Source organism: Actinoplanes sp. L3-i22, assembly GCF_019704555.1.
Classification (GTDB): Bacteria; Actinomycetota; Actinomycetes; order Mycobacteriales; family Micromonosporaceae; genus Actinoplanes.
In genome coordinates, this window is sequence record NZ_AP024745.1 from 2019549 (window position 1) to 2038742 (window position 19194).

Sequence of the window (19194 nt, forward strand, 5' to 3'; positions counted from 1 at the left end):
CCTCTCGGGTAATCGCCAGCATTACCTGGTAGCGGCAGGCTGAGGTCAGTTCCCATCGTGAGAGGACGAGATGATGAGTGACTTCGACGCCGTGATCGAGCGGTACCTGGCCGTCTGGAACGAGACCGATCCGGCCGCCCGCCGCGCCGCGATCGCCGGCCTGTTCGCCGACGACGTCCACTACGTCGACCCGGTCGCGGCGGTGCACGGGCACGCCGGGCTGGACGGGCTGATCGGGGCGGTCCACCAGCAGTTCCCCGGCCTGGTGTTCAGCGCCGGCGGGCCGGTGGACGCGCACCACGACCAGGCCCGGTTCACCTGGCACCTGGGCCGGCCGGGCGAGGAGCCGCTGGTGATCGGATTCGACGTGGCCGAGCGGGACACGTCCGGACGGATCGCCCGGGTGTACGGCTTCATCGACAAGGCCCCGTCGGGTATGTAGAGAGCATGACGGCTTTGGTGACCGGCGCGTCCCGGGGACTCGGCGCGGAGATCGCGCGACGGCTCGCCCGGGACGGCCACCCGGTCGCGGTGAACTACCTGCCCGACCGGGCGGACGCCGAGCGGGTCGCCGCCGGGATCGTCGCGGCCGGCGGCGTCGCGGCCGCCTTCCGGGCCGACGTGACCGATCCCGCGGCGGTGACCTCGCTGGTCGCGGCGGTCCAGCAGCGGTTCGGGCCGGTCGCGGTGCTGGTCGCCAACGCGACCGGGCCGCAGCCGGCGGTCCCCGCGCTGGAGCTGACCTGGCAGGACCATCTGAACCAGCTGGAGTTCTTCGTCAAGTCGCCGACCCTGCTGATGCGGGCCGTCGCGCCGGGGATGCGGGCGCTCGGCGGCGGGCGGATCATCCACATCGGCTCGGACCTGCCGGAACGCGCCGAGCCCGGGATGTCCGCCTACAGCGCGGCGAAAGCGGCCCAGGCCTCGCTGACCCGGACGCGGGCGCGGGAACTGGGGCCGGACGGCATCACGGTGAACATCGTGGCGCCCGGCTGGATCCCGGTGGAACGGCACGCCGCGGTGGACGTCGCGCACGTGGAGGCGTACCGGCGGGACGTTCCGCTGGGCCGGATGGGCACGCCGGCCGAGGTGGCGGACGTGGTCGCGTTCCTGGCCTCGGACCAGTCCCGCTTCGTCACCGGCGAGCGGATCACCGTCAACGGCGGCCACACCATCGGTTGAACGTCAGGCGCGGGTCGACATGATCGCGGACAGGCCCTGGATCACGTTGCCGACCACGTGGGTCGGGGCGAAGCGGTTGTCCATCCACTCGCGGCCGCGGTGCAGCCAGACGCTGGGCAGGCCGAGCGCCGCCGCGCCGCCGATGTCGGACTCGGGGCTGTCGCCGACGACCCAGGCGCCGGCCAGCCGCATCCGGACGCGCTGGGCGGCGAGGGCGAAGATCCGCGGGTTCGGCTTGCTCACCCCGGCCTGCTCCGAAATCACCCAGTCGGCGACATAGCGGTCCAGGCCGGTGCGCCGGATGCGGCCCTCGGACTGCTCGGCCGCGCCGTTGGTGACGACGACCGGGATCAGGCCCGCGTCGGCGGCGATCTCCAAGGCGCAGCCGACCATCGGATCGAGGCGCTCGAACGCGAGCGGTCCCTCGTGGAGCTCGTCGACGAGGTCGATCGCCGGCACTCGTAGCTGGTAGCGGTCCCGCAGCTGGTCGGCGAGGTCCCACCGGGAGGTCAGGCCGTCGGCGTCCACGGCGACCAGCCAGTCAAGATCATCTTGCGAGGCGCCGATCTCGTCGAGGAAGCCTTTCGCCCACAGCCGGAACGCACCGCTGCGGTCGAGCAGGGTGTCGTCCAGGGCGAGGAAGACTAGAGGCACTCGCGCACCTTACGTGAGGTGCGGCGGAAGCGAACAGTCCAGGACTGTAAACAAAGCGCGGAACCCTTGACGTAATTCGCATCATCCGATCGAGGCTTAAAAAGCCGTACGTACGGATTGCTAGTCTGCGGGGCCACATGACACGATCAACCGCATGCCCAGGGTAAGCCAGGACCAGCTCGACGCCCGCCGCCACGAGATTCTCACGGCGGCGCGGGGCTGTTTCGCGCGGTTCGGCTACGAGGGCGCCACGGTCCGCCTCCTGGAGGAGGCGACGGGCATGTCCCGCGGCGCTATTTTCCACCATTTTCGTGACAAGGAGTCGCTGTTCCTGGCGGTCGCCGAGGACGACGCGGTCACCATGGCCGAGACCGTCGCCCGCAACGGCCTGGTCCAGGTGATGCGCGACCTGCTCGACCGCGCCGGCACCAGCGACGGCGACACGGCCGGCTGGCTCGGCACCCAGCTCGAGGTGTCCCACCGGCTGCGCACCGACCCGGCCTTCGCGAAGCGGTGGGCCCAGCGCTCGGCCGCGATCGCCGACGCGACCCGGGAACGCCTCCAGCGCCAGCGCGAGGCCGGGGTGCTGCGCCAGGACGTGCCGGTCGACGTGCTGACCCAGTTCCTCGAACTGGCCTACGACGGCCTGGTCCTGCACCTGGCCACCGGCCGTCCGCCCGGCGACCTCGCCCGCGTCCTGGACCTGGTCGAGGACGCCGTCCGCCACCACTAGGCCGCCGCCCGCCTCCACTGGGCCGCCGCCCGCCACCACTAGGTCGCCGCCCGCCGGCCATCGGCGCGGGCGGATCACCCTGCCGCCAGACGGCGATCTCGCTGGTTGGTCGCGCTTCATTATCAAGATCAAATTCTTTATTGCCTCGGCTGCGGCCAATAACTGACCGTCGCTCCCGCGGGGACCCTTCCGGGCCTCGCAAGGGCGCGGGGCGCCCAGAACGCGAGGCCCTACAGGGCGATGTCCGCGGGTGGTAGCGGTTTCAAAGGACCCACGCGAGGCGGCGGCCGGGTCGAGGCCCAGCCGCGTGTCGCGGTGTCGGCGATAAATCGGTTGCGGTGGTGCTGCGGGGTGGGCGAGAGTCGGCGGCGCTGGGAACGTGCTGTTCGGCCGATCTGGGCCGGCGCGAGAGAGAAGGGGGTGGCCACGAGATGGCTGTCTTTGTGATGCCCGCTGTTACGGCTTCCCCGAAAACTTCTTTCTCCGAGGAGAATCTCCAGTGCGTGAGCACGATTCCGACGGGCCGGCGACGATGCGCCGCGGCCGTCGCAAGTTCGACGACGACGAGTCCGATTTCCTGAAGCGTGGCCGGCTGGAGCCGGCCCTCAAGGAGGACCCCGACCTGCCCGAGGAGGGCGATCGGTGGTCCAGCTGGGACGGTGCGCTGCACGGTCCCGACCCCAGACCTGACTGGGTCCGCGCCGAGCACGGCGCGGTGGACACCGAGCTCGGGATCCTGAAGACCGGCAAGGAAGCGGACGTCTTCCTGGTCCGGCGCTGGCTGCCGGCGACCGGGCAGGTCAGCATGATCGCCGCCAAGCGGTACCGGGACGGCGAGCACCGGATGTTCCACCGGGACGCCGGCTATCTCGAGGGCCGCCGGGTGCGCCGCTCCCGGGAGATGCGGGCGATGACGAACCGCACCTCGTTCGGCAAGGAGCTGATCGCCGGGCAGTGGGCGGCCGCCGAGTTCGACGCGCTCGGGCGGCTGTGGCAGATCGGCCAGGAGAGTGGGCTGGTCTGTGTGCCGTACCCGGTGCAGCTGATCGGCACCGAGGTGATGCTGGAGTTCATCGGCGACTGGGAGACCGGGGAGGCCGCGCCGCGGCTCGCCCAGATCCGGTCGGGCGCCGACGAGCTCGAGAGCCTGTGGGGGCAGATGACCGACGCGCTGTCGGTGCTGGCCCGGGCGCAGGTGGCGCACGGCGACCTGTCGCCCTACAACACGCTGGTGCACCAGGGGCGGCTGGTCCTGATCGACCTGCCGCAGATCGTGGACGTGGTCGCCAACCCGCGCGGCGCCGAGTTCATCGCCCGGGACGTGACAAACGTGGCGAACTGGTTCCGCGCCCGCGGTCTGCCGGTGGACGCCGAGCGGCTGATCGACCGGTTGCTGTTCGAGGCGGGACTGCGGTGAGGGGCCGCCCGCGGCCCGGCCCGCGTCCGATCCCGACCCTGGCCTCCCGGATCACCGGATGCCGCCGCCCACGCGACACCCGCCCAGCGGGCCGCTGAGTTGCCGCCGCCGGCACAGCGTCTGCTCGGCTGGGTGGGCGGCTTGCTCCGGCTCGCTCGGCAGCGCGAGGCGTTGTCGGTGCCGGCGTGGGCGCTGCCCGGCTGGGCGGTGAGTGGCCGGGGCCCGTGGGGCATCGGCTCAGCGGGCGGCTGAGCTGACGACGCCCGCTCGGCGGATCGCTGAGCGGGCGGTGACGTGGTGCGCGGCCGCCGGGCGAGGGCGGCCGCGACCGGGTCACTGCAGGTAGTTCTCGACCTCGCTGACGCTGTGGGCCTGCTCGGTGTCGGGGTTGTTGCCGAACTCACGGGCGGCCCGGCGGCGGCGGAGCAGGTCCCAGCACTGGTCGAGGGACTCCTCGACGTCCTTGAGGCGGGCGTGCTCCTCGGTGGAGGAGATCGAGCCCTGGCTCAGCTGCTGCCGCAGCTGGTGCTCCTCTTCGACCAGGCCGTGAATGCGGGTCAGCACACTGTTGTCATCCATCCCCGAAGCCTATTCACCTCGGCGGCGAACGCGGAGGACCCCCACACGTGTCCGATGTCGCACTGACCCGCTCCGGGCCGGCCGCGCGTGGCCGGTCGGCGCCCGATGAGGCGTGATCGGGCCCGGCCGCCGCCCGATGGCGCGTGACTGAGGCCGGCCGGCGAACGACGGTGCGTGGCTCCGAGGGGGCCGCGCATCACGGTGCGTGGCTCGGAGGGGGCGGGGCGTGACGGTGCGTGGCTCCGTTGAGGCGGGCGTGGCGATTCGGGGGATTTGGTGGGGGCGGGGTGGTTTGGGGCTGCCCGCGAACGGCGACCGTCTATGCGCGGATCGGCGACCCCCGCCGGGCGAGTCAGCGGAATTTGATCAGTGTCTCTAGATTCATCGACGTGGCTACGGGATGGATGCGGCGGCTGAGACAGGTGACCGGGGACGGTGCCGGCCCGGCTCAGCGGGCGCTGGCCTCGCTCGGTGCGGCGCGGCGGGCGCACGACGCGGGTGATCCGGCGACCGCGGTGCGGCTCAGCGGGGAGGCGGTGACCCGGTTGCGGGCGCTCGTCGGGTCCGGGGCGCGGGTGGCCGAGCCGTCGCTGTGCCGGGCCCTGCTCGATCAGTCCGGGTATCTCCAGGAGCGGTCGGCGTACGACGAGGCGGTGGCGGCTGCCGAGGAGGCGGTGACGCTGGCCCGGGCCGAGCCGGGGCGGGCGCCGATGCTGGTGGTCGCACTGACCGCGCTGGCCGTGCGGCTGGTGGGCGCCGGGCGGGTGGCGGACGGGGCGGAGGCGGCCCGGGAGGCGTTGACGATCGGGGACGTCCGGCCGGATCCGGAGCCGGCCCGGCTGGCGACCGGCCTGGCCGGGGCTCTCGGCCGGGCGGGATGGCACGACGAGGCGCTGGTGCAGAGCGAGCGGGCGGTCGGCATGTGGCGTGCGCTGGGCGGCGGGGCGGGGTATCCGCTCGGGCAGGCGTTCAGTGATCACGCCGGGCTGCTGTACTCGGCGGGGCGCTGGGCGGACGCGATCGAGTACAGCGCCGAGGCCGTGGCGTACTGGGGTGGCCGGCCCGCGGAGCAGCCGGATCGGCTGGCGCTCGCGCTGACCAACCACGCGATCATGCTGGGCCGGGTCGGCCGGGACGAGGAGGCGCTGGCCGCCGCGGCCGCCGCCGAGGCACTGCGCGGTTGACTTTGATCTTCGGGTTGAACCGCAACCACCCGCGGACGTCGCCCTGGAGGGCCTCGCGTTCTGGGCGCCCCGCGCCCTGCGAGGCCCGGAAGGGTCCCCGCGGGAGCGACGATCAGTTATCGGCCGCAGCCGAGGCAAAAAAGATCTTGAAGTTTGGTCTGGAAATGCGGAACGCCCCGCTTCCTTGGGGGAAGCGGGGCGCCGGTGCGGTGCAGCGTCAGTCGCGGAGCATCTTGCGGAGGACGAACTGCAGGATGCCGCCGTTGCGGTAGTAGTCCGCCTCGCCGGGGGTGTCGATGCGGACGACCGCGTCGAACTCCAGGCCGGTGTCGGTGGTGACCTTGACCGTGCGCGGGGTGGTGCCGTTGTTGAGCTCGGTGACGCCGGTGAACGAGAACGTCTCGGTGCCGGTCAGGCCGAGCGACTCGGCGGTCTGGCCCTGCGGGAACTGCAGCGGCAGAACGCCCATGCCGATCAGGTTGGAGCGGTGGATGCGCTCGTAGCTCTCCGCGATGACCGCGCGGACGCCGAGGAGCATGGTGCCCTTGGCGGCCCAGTCGCGGGAGGAGCCGGAGCCGTACTCCTTGCCGGCCAGGATGACCAGCGGGACGCCGGCTTCCTGGTAGGCGACCGACGCGTCGAAGATGGTGGTCTGCTCGCCGGTCAGGTGGTTGACCGTGAAGCCGCCCTCGACGTCGTTGAGGAGCTGGTTGCGCAGCCGGATGTTGGCGAACGTGCCCCGGATCATGACCTCGTGGTTGCCGCGGCGCGAGCCGTAGCTGTTGAACTCGGCGCGCGGGACGCCGTGCTCGGCGAGGTACTTACCGGCCGGGGAGTCGGCCTTGATCGAGCTGGCCGGGGAGATGTGGTCGGTGGTGACCGAGTCGCCCAGCTTGGCCAGCACGCGGGCGCCGGCGATGTCGTTCACCGGGCTCGGCTCGGCCTGCATGCCCTCGAAGTAAGGGGGCTTGCGGACGTAGGTGGAGTCGTCGGACCACTCGAACGTCTTGCCGGTCGGCGTCGGCAGCGACTGCCACTGCTCGTCGCCGGCGAAGACGTCCTGGTACGCCGTGGCGAAGCCCTCGGCGCCGATCGCCTGCGCGATGGTCTCGTCGATCTCCTGCGCGGACGGCCAGATCTCGTTCAGGTAGACCGGCTTGCCGTCCGACCCGGTGCCGAGCGGCTCGGTGGTGATGTCGATGTCCATCGAGCCGGCCAGCGCGTACGCCACGACCAGCGGCGGGGACGCCAGGTAGTTCATCTTGACGTCCGGGTTGATCCGGCCCTCGAAGTTCCGGTTGCCGGAGAGCACGCTGACCGCGGTCAGGTCGGCCTCGTTGATCGCGGCCGAGACCTCCTCGGGCAGCGGGCCGGAGTTGCCGATGCAGGTGGTGCAGCCGTAGCCGACCAGGTTGAAACCGATCTTGTCCAGGTACGGCGTCAGGCCGGACCGGTCGTAGTAGTCGGAGACGACCTTGGAGCCCGGCGCGAGGGTGGTCTTGACCCACGGCTTGCGGGTCAGGCCACGCTCGACGGCCTTCTTGGCGAGCAGCGCCGCGCCGATCATGACCTGCGGGTTCGAGGTGTTGGTGCAGGACGTGATGGCGGCGATGACGACCGCGCCGTGGTCCAGTTCGTACTCGACGCCGTCCTCGCCCTTGACCCGGGTGGGCTTGGACGTGCGGCCCGCGGCACCGGCCGCGGCGCTGAACACGAACGGCTTGTCGGCGTCGTCGTCGACCCCGTTGGCCGGCGAGTCGCTGGCCGGGAAGGACTCCTCGCTGGCCTCGTCGGCGTGGCCGTGCGGCGCGGCGTAGGTCGGCAGCGCCTCCCGCCACATCGACTTGGCAGCGTTCAGCGGGACGCGGTCCTGCGGGCGCTTCGGGCCGGCCAGCGACGGGACGATCGTGGCGAGGTCGAGCTCCAGCTTCTCGCTGAAGTCCGGCTCGGCGTTCGGGTCGAGCCACAGGCCCTGACGCTTCGCGTACGCCTCGACCAGCGCGATCTCGGCGTCACTGCGACCGGTCAGGCGAAGGTAGTCGATGGTCTGCGAGTCGATCGGGAAGATCGCGGCGGTCGACCCGTACTCCGGCGACATGTTGCCGATGGTGGCCCGGTTCGCCAGCGGCACGGCGCTCACGCCGGGGCCGTAGAACTCGACGAACTTGCTGACCACACCGTGCTTGCGCAGCATCTCGGTGATGGTCAGGACCAGGTCGGTGGCGGTGGTGCCGGCCGGCGCCTCGCCGGACAGCTTGAAGCCGACCACGCGCGGGATCAGCATGCTGACCGGCTGGCCGAGCATCGCGGCCTCGGCCTCGATGCCGCCGACGCCCCAGCCCAGCACGCCCAGGCCGTTGACCATGGTGGTGTGCGAGTCGGTGCCCACGACGGTGTCCGGGTAGGCCTGGCCGTTGCGCTCCATGATCGTGCGGGCCAGGAACTCGATGTTGACCTGGTGCACGATGCCGGTGCCCGGCGGGACGACCTTGAACTCGTTGAACGCGGTCTGGCCCCAGCGCAGGAACTGGTAGCGCTCCCGGTTGCGCTGGTACTCCAGCTCGACGTTGCGCTGGAACGCGTCCTCGCGGCCGAACAGGTCGGCGATCACCGAGTGGTCGATGACCAGCTCGGCCGGGGCCAGCGGGTTGACCTTGGTGGGGTCGCCGCCCAGGTCCTTCACGGCCTCGCGCATGGTGGCCAGGTCGACCACGCAGGGGACGCCGGTGAAGTCCTGCATCAGCACCCGTGCCGGGGTGAACTGAATCTCCACGCTGGGGTCAGCGTTCTGGTCCCAGTTGCCGAGTGCGCGGATGTGGTCGGCGGTGATGTTCGCGCCGTCCTCCGTACGCAGCAGGTTCTCCAGGAGGATCTTCAAGGAGTAGGGGAGCCGGTCGTGGCCCTCCACCTTGTCGATCGTGAAAATCTCGTAGCTCGCGTCTCCGACGCGCAGCTCGCTCTTCGCACCAAAGGTGTCGAGGCTGGCCACCGTCATCTCCTTCACACCCAGCGACTGGAAGTCAAGTCTTTCGCACCGAAAGGGCGACCTTCGGGTTAGGTTTGCCTAACTCTCGGCTGTGCCGTATCAGCTAAACCGTACGTCCGTCTTGCTAGCCATCGCAAGGCGGGGTGCACGTCCTGATCCTCGCAGCCGGGCCGGGTCCACCGGGCACGGGTTTGCGTTCGTCGATATCCGGGCACGTTCGCGCGCATGACGACCCAGGCGGATCTGGATCAGCTCACCGACTTCTTCGGCCGGTACGGGGCCGCGCTCACCACCGGCGACATCGCCGTCATCGCGGGCTGCCACGCGCTGCCCGGGATGGTGGTGGCCGACTCGTACAGCTTCACGTTCAGCTCACCGGCCGCGGTGGCGCTGTCGTTTCTGGGCGCCGCTCCCACGTATCGGGATCAGCGGATCGTCGCGGCCCACGCGCAACTGCACGACGTGCAGCGGGTCTCGACCGCCCTGTCACTGGTCGAGGTCGAGTGGGAATACCTGGACAGCGGTGGTGGAGCGGTGTCCGGCGAGCGCTACCGGTACCTGATCCGGACCGGCGCGGACGGGCCGCTGATCACCACGGTGATCGCTTCCCGCTGAAAACGTCGTATCCCGGTGCGACGATGTGGCGGTGTCGTGGCTGATCGTTCACTACCACCGTCCTGACGGCGACTACTCGGGCTGGTCGCTCCACGCGTGGGGGGATGTCGCCCCCGGCCAGGAAGTGACCTTCCCCGGTGGGCAGCCGTTCGCCGGGGAAGACGCGGACGGGCGTTTCGCCTGGGTGCGGCTCGCCCCCGGGGCCACCGAGGCGGGCTTCGTCGTGGTGCACTCCGCCGGCGCCAAAGACGTCGACCTCGACCGGGCCGTTGACGTCCGCACCCAGCGGGAGATCTGGCTGCGCTCCGGTGACCAGCGGATCCATTCCGCGCCCGGGACGCCGCCTGCGCCGCCTGCGGCGGACGAAGCCGTGATCCACTACCGGCGACCGGGCGGGGACTACTCCGGGTGGGGCCTGCACTGCTGGGAGGGCGTTCCGCTCTCGATCAAAACCTATTGGCGTACGCCGTTGGCACCCGCCGGCTTCGACGGGTTCGGCGCGGTGTTCCGGGTGCCGCTCAAGCCGGACGCCGTCGGCCTGCGGTACGTGCTGCACCACGGTGAGGAGAAGGACCTCCCCGACGACCAGCGCCTCGACCTGACCGTCACCCGGGAGGTCTGGCTGGTGGCCGGCGAGGTCGAGCCGATCCGCCCGGAGCTGGGCACCCTCGGCCCGGAGCTGGACCCGGCCCGCTCGCACGCCGTCTTCCTGGACCGGACGACCATCGCGCTGCCCGAGTGGCTCGCCGCCCGGGCCACCACGTTCGAGCTGCTCAGCGGCAAGACCGCGCTGCCGCTCACGCCCCGGCCGGGCGGGCTGTTCCAGGCGCAGAGCCGCCGCTTCCCGCACCTGCGGGCGTACCGGGCCTATGCCGTCCGCGACCTGGCCGACGTCGAGCTCGGCGAGCTGCTGCGCGACCGGCTGCTGATCGAGGGCCGGGTCACCGGCGGCGAGGTGACCGCCCGGACGTCGGTGCAGCTCGCCGGCGTCCTCGACGACCTGTACCTGGAGGCCGCCGACGCCGACCTGGGCCTGACCCTGGACGTGGACGTCCCGCGGCTCGCGGTCTGGGCGCCGACCGCCCGGGACGTGCGGCTCGAGCTCTACCGCGACCCGTCGGCGGAGCCGCGCCTGATCCCGATGGACCGGGACGACCTCAACGGCGTGTGGTCGGTTCCGGTCAAGCGCAAGTGGCTCGGGCGGTACTACCGGTACCGGGTGGAGGTCTGGCAGCCGGCCGCCCAGCGGATCGTGACGACCAGCGTGACGGATCCGTACTCGGTGTCGCTGGCCGCCGACTCCACCCACAGCCAGCTCGTCGACCTGTTCGGCGACCCGGAGCTGGCCCCGCCCGGCTGGGCCGGGCTGACCAAGCCGGACCCGGTCGCGCCGGCCCGGATGCAGATCGCCGAGGTCTCGGTCCGGGACTTCTCGATCTTCGACGGCTCGCTGCCGCCCGAGGAACGCGGCACGTTCCTCGGCTTCACCCGGCCCGGCTCGGACGGGATGCGGCACCTGCGCTCGCTCGCCGAGGCCGGGCTCACCCACCTGCACCTGCTGCCGGTCAACGACTTCGCGACCGTCCCGGACCACCGCGCCGACCAGGCCCGGCCCGCCTGCGACCTGGCCGCCTTCCCGCCGGACTCGCCCGAGCAGCAGCAGGCCGTGACGGCCGTCGCCGACCGGGACGGCTACAACTGGGGCTACGACCCGTGGCACTGGACGACGCCGGAGGGCAGCTACGCCACCGACCCGGGCGGGACCGCGCGGATCCGGCAGCTGCGCGCCGCGGTGGCCGCGCTCAACGGGGCCGGGCTGCGGGTGGTGCTGGACGTCGTCTACAACCACACGATGGGCGACGGGCTCGACCGGTTCAGCGTGCTCGACCGGATCGTCCCGGGCTATTACCACCGGCTGCTCGCCGACGGGAGCACCGCCGAGTCGACCTGCTGCCCGAACACGGCGCCGGAGCACATGATGATGGGCAAGCTCGTCATCGACTCGCTGGTGACGTGGGCCAAGGCGTACAAAATCGATGGTTTTCGGTTTGATCTGATGGGTCATCACCCGCGGTCGAACATCCTGGAGGCGCGGCTCGCCCTCGATCACCGCGTCGACCACGGGCGGGACATCTGCCTCTACGGCGAGGGCTGGAACTTCGGCGAGGTCGCCTACGACGCGCGGTTCGCCCAGGCCACCCAGGTGAACATGGCCGGCACCGGGATCGGCTCGTTCAACGACCGGATGCGCGACGCGGCCCGTGGCGGCGGCGCGTTCGGCGACGACCCGGGCGTGCCCGGCTTCGCCACCGGGCTCGGGTCGCGGACCCCCGGGTTCCTGCACGACCTGATCAAAGTCGGACTTGCGGGCGGGCTGGCGACGTATCGGTTCGTCAACCACGACGGGGTGGAGCGCAGCGGGGCGCAGGTCGACTACAACGGCTCGCCGTGCGGGTACGCCGCCTCGCCGGACGAGACGGTCAACTACGTCGACGCGCACGACAACGAGATCCTGTACGACGCGATGGCGTTCAAACTGCCGGTCACCACCCGTGCGGTCGACCGGGCCCGGATGCAGGTGCTCGCGCTGGCGCTGGTGGTGCTCGGGCAGGGGGCCGGGTTCGTGGCGCTCGGCAGTGAGCGGCTGCGGTCCAAGTCGCTCGACCGGAACTCGTTCAACTCGGGGGACTGGTTCAACCAGATCCGCTGGGACCCGGGGCAGGGCAACGGGTTCGGCGTCGGGCTGCCGCCGCACGCCGACAACGCCGACAAGTGGGACTTCGCCCGGCCGTTGCTGGCCGACCCGGCGTTCGTGCCCAGCGCCGAGGTGATCAACCTGGCCGCGTCCCGGTACCGGGAGCTGCTCCGGATCCGCCGCTCGTCCCCGGTCTTCGGGCTGCCCACCGCCGAGGAGGTGCAGCGGCGGGTGACGTTCCCGCTCGGCGGGCCCGGCGAGACCCCCGGCGTGATCGTGATGTGCCTGGACGGGACCGGCCTCGACGAGCGGTGGCGGCGGCTCGTCGTGGTCTTCAACGCCACCGACGAGCCGACCTGCCAGACCGTGCCGGACGAGGAGGGGCTGCGCCTGCACCCGGAGCTGACCGCCTCCGCCGACCCGCTGCTGCGTGGCGCCTCGGCCGTCGACAAGCTCGACGGCGCCGAACTGACCGTCCCCGCCCGGCAGGTCGCGGTGTTCGTGGCCGACCTCGCCGGATGATCGACGAAGCCCGCGAGCACATCGCGAACGTCGTCGCGCGCGGCCGGGTCGACTGCCTCACGATCGTCGACGACACCGTGGAGTACCTGCACGGCGAGGGCGACCCGGCGGAGATCCGGGCGCTCGCCTGGCAGCTGGCCGGGCCGGCGTTCGAGGCGCACCTGGCCGCCCAGGCGGGCTGGCCGGAGCGGACCGACAGCGATCGGGTCACCGCCGCGTTCCGGGCGCTCGACGCGGCCGGGATCGTCGCGCGGGAGGAGTTCGCCTGCTGCCGGAACTGCGGGGTCACCGAGATCCGGGACGAGGCTTCGACCGGGCGGGGGTACGCGTTCTATCACCTGCAGGACGCGGAGGGAGCGGCTCGGGGCGAGGGGCTGCACATCGCCTTCGGCCCGTTCGCCGGCAGCGCCTCCGCGAGCGAGGAGATCGGCGCGGAGGTCGCGGCCGCACTGCGGGCCGAGGGGCTCGACGTGTCGTGGGACGGTTCGGCGGGCCGGCGGATCAGCGTGCGGATGGCCTGGGCCCAGCGCCGGCACGGGCGGATGGCGGCGTACCTGACCGAGAGTCCGGCCGCGTCGCCGGTGATCGAGGTCGAGGTGATCCGCGGGCGTGCGGTCCCCGGCCTCGGCGGGCCGACGCCGGCGGTCCAGCTCGAACGGCTGGTGCTGCCCTGGCTGCCGGCCGGGGTGACGGTGCGGCTCACCTCGCCGGGCGAGGCGTCGGCCTCCCCGGGCGGGGTGTCGGCCTCGCCAGGCGGGGCGTCGGCCGAGGTGCATCGGGAGTTCGACCGGCTGGTCGGCGGGGACGGCCGCCGGGTGTCGAGATTCGCCGCGCTGCGGCTCCTGGACCCGTCGGCCGGGTCGGAGCCGGGCGACGCCGAGCCGGCGCTGCTGGACGTGACATTTCAGAGCATGCCGAGCGGACCGCGGGAGAGTCAGGCCCGGCCGCTGACCCTGCCGGAGACCCTCGACGTCCTGCGGAGGCTGCCGACCGGGACGAACTCCTGGCTGGCCGCGGGCAGCCGCTCCGACGAGCTGGTGCAGATGCGCTGGGAGGACGGGCAGCTCTGGCTGGAGACACCGGACGTCGCCATCTCGGCCTCGATCGGCAAATACGCGACCCTGGCCGAGGCCGAGCAGGTGCTGACGATTCTGGCCGAGCAGGATCGGGTGGCGATCCGCGAACTGCCCGACGTGATCACCAAGCCCTGGTGACCGCCGGGCTCGACGCGCTGCGCTAGATTGCGCCGCGTGGCACGCCGGTGGTCGGCGGGCCGTCGAAGCGGAGGTCGTGGTGCGGTTCGAGCGTGCCCTGTGCGCGTTGGCCCTCGTCGGAGCGGTTGCCGGGTGCAGCTCGTCGTCCGACGACGCGAAAATCACCGATCCGGGCGCGTCGGCCCCGGCGTCGGCCGGAGCCCCGGTCGTGGCCGGGTCCGCGCCGGCCTGGACCGAGCCGGCGTCCTACTCGTTCGTGCTGACCCGGGGCTGCGACGCGGCCAAGCCGGTCGGCAAGTACCAGGCGACCGTGCAGGGCGGCAAGATCGCCAACTACGGCCGGGTGGGTGGCTCCACCGCCGCGCCGGACCCGTCGGCGGACGTCGACCTGGGGCCGGTCACCGGGGACGAGGGCGAGGAGATCGAGGTTCCGACGCTGGCGGAACTCGTCGAGATGGCGCAGACGAGCGCCGAGGACGGCGGTCAGGTCTCCACCGAGTACGACTCGGGCGACGGCCACCCGGTCAAGGTCTCGATCAACGTGACCGGCGAGGCGGACGGCACCGAGTGCTGGATCGTCTCCGACTACAAGGCCGGCTGACCCCGGCCCGTCGGACGCCGGCCGGGCTCGATCAGGCCCGGCTACAGGGCGGGATGGTCGAGGAACGCAGCCAGGAAGAACTCGGCTCCCGCCCCGAACGCGCCGGCCAGCGCGAACCCGATCGCCGCGTCGACCGGCCCCGGCGCGTGCTCGGCGGCCCAGTCGACCCGCACCTCGCCGGTGTCCGCGATGGTGAAGTCACCGACCGGGAAGCCGTCCCGCAGCAGCCGGCTGCTCTCCGGCGTCCGTGGCCGGTACACGTACTGATGGCCCTCGTGCTCGGCCACCACCCGGTAGGAGAACCGCGACCACCGCCCGGCCCCCGGCCGCAGCGTGACCGGCAGGTCGTCGACCATCATCCGCAGGTGCAGCCGGTCCCGCGTGCCGATCGGGACGTGCGGCTGCAGCTTCGGATCATGGACCCGCTCCACGACCGCGGTGTGCCGCCCGGCCCCGGCCCGGACCTCGACGGCCACCACGCCGTCGCTCCGCCGGACGTCGACGATGAAGGCGCGGGCATCGGTCACGGCGGCTCCCCGTTACGCGAGGTCGGCAGGGTCCGCCAATCCTCGCATCACCCCGCAAACCCCGCACCCGGACACGAGCCACCCGCAACGCCACGCCGCGCTGTGGCACCGCCCGGTGCCGAGTGCCCACCGGCGCCCGGCACCGACACCCGGAACCGTCAGCCGGGCAGCCGGGGCCCGGCCTCCCGCTGAGCCGCCAGCCACGTCTCGACCTCACCCGACGTACGCGGAAGGCCGTCCGAGAGATTGCGGCAGCCATCGGCCGTGACCAGGACGTCGTCCTCGATCCGGATCCCCATGCCGCGCAGCTCCTCGGGCACCAGCTCGTCCTCCGGCTGGAAGTAGAGCCCCGGCTCCACCGTCAGCACGTAGCCCTCCCCGAGCGCCCCTTCCCGATAGGTCTCGTTCCGCGCGTGCGCGCAGTCGTGCACGTCGATCCCGAGCATGTGCCCGAAGCCGTGCAGCGTCCACCGCCGGTAGACCGTGCTGTCCTCGGCCATCGCCTCGTCCACGCTCACCGGCAGCAGGCCCAGGTCGTTCAGCCCCTCGGCGAGCACCCGCATGCACACCTGGTGCACGTCCTTGAAGAGCACGCCGGGCCGGATCGCGTCCATGCCGGCCTGCTGCGACGCGTACACGATTTCGTAGACCTGGCGCTGCAGCGGCGTGAACGTGCCGGAGACCGGGACCGTGCGGGTGATGTCGGCGGTGTAGAGGTTCGGCCCCTCCACACCCATGTCCATCAGCAGCAGCTCACCGGGCGTGGTGACGCCGGTGTTCCGCACCCAGTGCAGGATCGTGGCGTGCGCGCCGGCGCCGACGATCGAGGTGTAGCCCACGTCGTTGCCGTCGTGCCGCGCCCGCAGCCCGAAGACGCCCTCGAGCAGGCGCTCCTTGACCCCGCGGTCGGCCGGCAGGACCCGGGCCACGTCCTCGAAGCCGAGCACGGTGGCGTCGATCGCGCCCTGCAACTGGGCGATCTCCCACTCGTCCTTGACCAGCTTGAGCTCGGAGATCGTCCAGGCCAGCTCACGGTCCCGCGGGCGGGCCCGGTCCGGCTCGTAGGCCAGGATCGCCCGGTCGACGTTCGGGTCGAGGCCGCGCAGCACGCGGGTGCGGCCGGGCGCGGACAGGGCCAGGGCGGAGCCCAGGTGGCCCAGCGAGGCCGTCTCCAGGCCCAACTCGGTCGATTTCTCGCCGAGGGTGTGGGTGCGGCCGACCCAGAGCTCGCCGTTGCGGTCCCGGAAGAACCGGTCGGTCTCCTTGGAATTGCGCTCCCGGGTGAAGACCACCGCCTCGTGCCCGGACGCGGTCGGGTGCAGCACGAGCACACTGTCCGGATCGCGGTCGCCGGTCAGGTAGAAGAAGTCGCTGCCCGGCCGGAACGGATAGTCCGTGTCGTTGGCGCGGACCTTCTCGTTCCCGCTCGGGATGATCAACGTCTCACCGGGGAACGCCTCGGAGAGGGCCGCCCGGCGCTTCGCATAGTTCGGCACCTCGGGCACCGGCGCGACGGAGATCGGATCCTCCCGCCAGCCGGTGCGCATGAACTGCAGAAACGCTTCCGGGAAGGCGGGGTCGTGCGACTCCGTCTTCGGCGCGGGCTGCGCGCCGCCGTCCTTCTGCGCCATTGTGGGGTGCCTCCGTTCGCCAGCTGTAACCCGACGTTACCGCTTGCCCCCGACGAAAAGCAGGGCCGGTGGTTCGCCCCCACATTCAAGATCAAATTCAGGCCCAAACCCAAATTCTTCATTTCCCCGGTCCGCCGGGGTGCGGATCGTCGCTCCCGCGGGGACCCTTCCGGGCTTCGCAAGGGCGCGGGGCGCCCAAAACGCAAAGCCCTACAGGGCGACGTCCGTGGCTGGGCACGGTCTACCCCAACCCCAACCCCAACCCCACGTCGCAGTCCCAACCCCACGTCGCCGTCCCGGCCCCACGTCGCCGTCCCGGCCTCGCGCCGCCGTCCCGGCCTCGCGCCGCCGTCCCAACCCCACGCCGCCGTCCCGGCCTCGCGCCGCCGTCCCGGCCTCGCGCCGCCGTCCCGGCCTCGCGCCGCCGTCCCAACCCCACGCCGCCGTCCCGGCCTCGCGCCGCCGTCCCGGCCTCGCGCCGCCGTCCCGGCCTCGCGCCGCAGCCCCAACCTCGCGCCGCCGTCCCGGCCTCGCGCCGTGGCTCCAGCCGCGCCCAGCTCCGGCCGGTCTCATAGCAGGTGCGCGGCGGCCTGATGGGTTATCCACATCGATGCGTTGTCCACAGGCCGGAAACGTGATCATGGGCTGTTCCGGGACAATGGCGAGTGGTGGATCCCCCAGGGTTGGGTGGGCTGGGGGGTTGCGCTGTCACGGGTCGGGGCGAGATCTCGGGGCGGCCTCGTCGGCGCAGGTCAGTGGGCGTTGCCGTACCCGAAAGGCAGTTTGAGACAACCCACGCGAGCCCCGGCGGTCCCGGCGACGCCCGGCGTGGTTTTGGTCGTCTCCGCGTGCAGGACCAGGGACTTCGGCAGCTGGTCGTCGGGGAACATCCAGTGCTGCTCCCGGCTGACCGTCGCGGCCCCGCGGGCGTTCGTGGTGAAGTCGAGCCAGATCTCGTTCGCCGGGTTGGCGTAGCGGGGGTCCGCCGACGGCTTCTCCCTGGTCGCGGCCGGGTCGTGCTGGTGCTGGTAGTGCGGCCCGGCGCCCTTCGGGTCCTGAGCGCACTCGGCGACGTGCATGTGCGCCCCGTAGGCGCGGGCCGGCACCAGTCCGGTCACCTCGAGCCGCACCCACAGGTTGTGCCCGGTCGAGCTGAACTCGACCTGCGCGGTCGCCCCGAGCGGCACGATCTTCGGGTCATAGGTGATCGCCTGGGCGCCGGGCCGCCAGGTCTGAAAGACGGCCGGCCCGGGCGCCGGAGCACCCGCCCCAAGCCGGCCAGCACCAGAGCGCAGGCCAGCGCCGGAGCGCAGGCCAGCGCCGGAGCGCAGGCCAGCGCCGGAGTGCAGGGCAGCGCCGGAGTGCAGGGCAGCGCCGGAGTGCAGGGCAGCGCGAGGCGATGGGGCCGCGCCAGCTGGCTGAGCCGCGTCGGACGGCTGAGCGGCCCGCTGCGCGGGGCTGACGGGCGGGGCGGCGGCCGCGGGCTGGGCGGCCAGACAGGCCGCGGCGAGGGCCGCAGGCAGAGTGTGAAGCATTCGGCTGGCAAACATGCCTTAATTCTCTCAAAAGAGGATTTATCCGGTGAGGGAACCTCAGGCTGGATTTCCCCGCCCCGGAGCGCGAGGCTGAAACCCCACCCCGGCGAAGCGCGAACCCCCTGCGGCAAGCGCCCCGCCGACCGGACGAAAAACGGACGAAGGAGCGGCATGGGCTACGCGGTGGTGCTCGGCGAGGCGCTGATCGACCTGCTCGAAGCCGACCTCGGCGGTGAGCAGATCTACCGCCAGGCGATCGGTGGCGCGCCGCTCAACGTCGCGGTGGGCGTCGCCCGGCTGGGCGGCCGGGTGGAGTACGCCGGCACCCTGAGCACCGACGTCCTCGGTGACCGGATCGCCGCGTTCCTGCGCGAGGCCGGCGTCGGCGACAAGAGCGTCCGCCGGGTGCCCGTCCCGACCACCCTGGCGGTGACCACGTTCGAGGGCGCCGAGCCGGCGTTCACGTTCTACGGCGAGCCCCCGTCGTACGCCCTGCTCGCCCCGGACGACCTGGACCGCCCGTCGCTGTCCGGCGGCGACGTCCTCTACACCGGCTCGATCTGCCTGCTCCGCGAGCCGTTCCGGGCGACCGCCCGGGCGGCCTGGGCCGAGTTCGACGGTCTCCGCGTCTTCGACCCGAACGTCCGCCCGAAGCTGCTGCCCGACGCGGCCGCCCTGGACGCCCTGCGGGACCTGGTCGAGGAGTTCTTCGCCGCCGCCGATCTGGTGAAGCTCAGCTCCGCCGACGCCCAGCTGCTCTACGGCGACAGCGATCCGGCCGCGGCCGCCGACCGGATCCGCGCGCTCGGCGCGAAGGCGGTCGTGGTGACCTGCGGCGCCCAGGGCGCGCACGTGGCGGCGCAGGACGGCGCCGCCATGCTCCCGGCCCCGTCGGTCGCCGCGATCGACGCCACCGGCGCCGGCGACTCGGTGATGGGCGCCCTGGTCAGCCGGTTGCTGGCGGAGGGCCGTCCCGGCGGCCTGGCGGACTGGCAGCGGCACGTCCGGTTCGCGCTGGCGGTCGCCGGCCTGGTCTGCGAGCGTCAGGGCGGCGCCACGGCGATGCCGACCCCGGCCGAGGTGACCGCCCGCTGGGGCGAGATCTGAGCCCGGTCTCGT

16 protein-coding genes are annotated in these 19194 nt (G+C 72.2%); 10 read left to right on the forward strand and 6 right to left on the reverse strand.

All coding sequences use genetic code 11. The annotated features are described in order from the left end of the window. Positions 1 to 73: 73 nt before the first annotated feature. Both L3i22_RS09275 and L3i22_RS09280 read left to right on the forward strand, forming a co-directional pair. Positions 74 to 442, forward strand: coding sequence for a nuclear transport factor 2 family protein (locus tag L3i22_RS09275; protein ID WP_221326553.1), 369 nt, complete (start codon positions 74 to 76; stop codon positions 440 to 442). 5 nt (positions 443 to 447) lie between these two features. After that, positions 448 to 1182, forward strand: coding sequence for an SDR family oxidoreductase (locus tag L3i22_RS09280; protein ID WP_221326554.1), 735 nt, complete (start codon positions 448 to 450; stop codon positions 1180 to 1182). Positions 1183 to 1185: 3 nt separating this feature from the next. Here the strand turns inward: L3i22_RS09280 and L3i22_RS09285 are convergent, their stop codons facing one another. After that, entirely contained in the window at positions 1186 to 1836 is a 651-nt protein-coding gene (locus L3i22_RS09285; RefSeq protein WP_221326555.1) for an HAD family hydrolase, read from the reverse strand. Between the two features lie 154 nt (positions 1837 to 1990). Between L3i22_RS09285 and L3i22_RS09290 the strand changes: the two genes are divergently transcribed. After that, positions 1991 to 2569, forward strand: coding sequence for a TetR/AcrR family transcriptional regulator (locus L3i22_RS09290; RefSeq protein WP_221326556.1), 579 nt, complete (start codon positions 1991 to 1993; stop codon positions 2567 to 2569). 499 nt (positions 2570 to 3068) lie between these two features. Then, positions 3069 to 3986: a serine protein kinase RIO gene (locus tag L3i22_RS09295; protein WP_370644422.1), complete on the forward strand. Its 918-nt coding sequence runs from the start codon at positions 3069 to 3071 to the stop codon at positions 3984 to 3986. Between the two features lie 333 nt (positions 3987 to 4319). On the opposite strand, the gene L3i22_RS09300 is transcribed toward L3i22_RS09295, so the two are convergent. Continuing rightward, positions 4320 to 4565 (reverse strand): DUF2630 family protein, encoded by a 246-nt coding sequence (locus tag L3i22_RS09300; RefSeq protein WP_221326557.1) that lies wholly within the window; start codon positions 4563 to 4565, stop codon positions 4320 to 4322. A gap of 389 nt (positions 4566 to 4954) precedes the next feature. Between L3i22_RS09300 and L3i22_RS09305 the strand changes: the two genes are divergently transcribed. Next, a complete protein-coding gene (locus L3i22_RS09305) occupies positions 4955 to 5749 on the forward strand; it encodes a hypothetical protein (RefSeq protein WP_221326558.1) in 795 nt (264 codons plus the stop codon). 217 nt (positions 5750 to 5966) lie between these two features. Here the strand turns inward: L3i22_RS09305 and acnA are convergent, their stop codons facing one another. Continuing rightward, entirely contained in the window at positions 5967 to 8753 is a 2787-nt protein-coding gene (gene acnA, locus L3i22_RS09310) for an aconitate hydratase AcnA (RefSeq protein WP_304523458.1), read from the reverse strand. A 207-nt stretch (positions 8754 to 8960) separates the two neighbouring features. Here acnA and L3i22_RS09315 point away from each other — a divergent pair, with 207 nt between their 5' ends. The 4 genes from L3i22_RS09315 to L3i22_RS09330 all read left to right on the forward strand — a co-directional run bounded on the left by L3i22_RS09315 (position 8961) and on the right by L3i22_RS09330 (position 14382). Continuing rightward, a complete protein-coding gene (locus tag L3i22_RS09315) occupies positions 8961 to 9350 on the forward strand; it encodes a hypothetical protein (RefSeq protein ID WP_221326560.1) in 390 nt (129 codons plus the stop codon). Between the two features lie 31 nt (positions 9351 to 9381). Beyond that, positions 9382 to 12567 carry a pullulanase-type alpha-1,6-glucosidase gene (pulA, locus tag L3i22_RS09320; RefSeq protein WP_221326561.1) on the forward strand — a complete coding sequence of 1062 codons (3186 nt, stop codon included), beginning with the start codon at positions 9382 to 9384 and terminating at the stop codon, positions 12565 to 12567. Then, the gene (locus L3i22_RS09325; protein WP_221326562.1) at positions 12564 to 13781 is read left to right on the forward strand and encodes a hypothetical protein; all 1218 of its coding nucleotides are present in this window, start codon (positions 12564 to 12566) and stop codon (positions 13779 to 13781) included. The genes pulA and L3i22_RS09325 overlap by 4 nt, the downstream gene beginning before the upstream one ends. 79 nt (positions 13782 to 13860) lie before the next feature. After that, complete coding sequence (locus tag L3i22_RS09330) at positions 13861 to 14382, forward strand: hypothetical protein (protein ID WP_221326563.1); 522 nt, start codon at positions 13861 to 13863, stop codon at positions 14380 to 14382. A gap of 41 nt (positions 14383 to 14423) precedes the next feature. On the opposite strand, the gene L3i22_RS09335 is transcribed toward L3i22_RS09330, so the two are convergent. From L3i22_RS09335 to L3i22_RS09345, 3 genes are all read right to left on the reverse strand, one after another. Then, the gene (locus L3i22_RS09335; protein ID WP_221326564.1) at positions 14424 to 14909 is read right to left on the reverse strand and encodes a hypothetical protein; all 486 of its coding nucleotides are present in this window, start codon (positions 14907 to 14909) and stop codon (positions 14424 to 14426) included. Positions 14910 to 15067: 158 nt separating this feature from the next. Further along, positions 15068 to 16540 carry an aminopeptidase P family protein gene (locus tag L3i22_RS09340; RefSeq protein ID WP_221326565.1) on the reverse strand — a complete coding sequence of 491 codons (1473 nt, stop codon included), beginning with the start codon at positions 16538 to 16540 and terminating at the stop codon, positions 15068 to 15070. 752 nt (positions 16541 to 17292) lie between these two features. Further along, positions 17293 to 18075 carry a superoxide dismutase family protein gene (locus L3i22_RS09345; protein WP_221326566.1) on the reverse strand — a complete coding sequence of 261 codons (783 nt, stop codon included), beginning with the start codon at positions 18073 to 18075 and terminating at the stop codon, positions 17293 to 17295. A 171-nt stretch (positions 18076 to 18246) separates the two neighbouring features. On the opposite strand from L3i22_RS09345, the gene L3i22_RS09350 reads away from it, so the two are divergent. Continuing rightward, a complete protein-coding gene (locus tag L3i22_RS09350; RefSeq protein WP_221326567.1) occupies positions 18247 to 19182 on the forward strand; it encodes a carbohydrate kinase in 936 nt (311 codons plus the stop codon). The last annotated feature ends 12 nt before the right edge of the window (positions 19183 to 19194 follow it).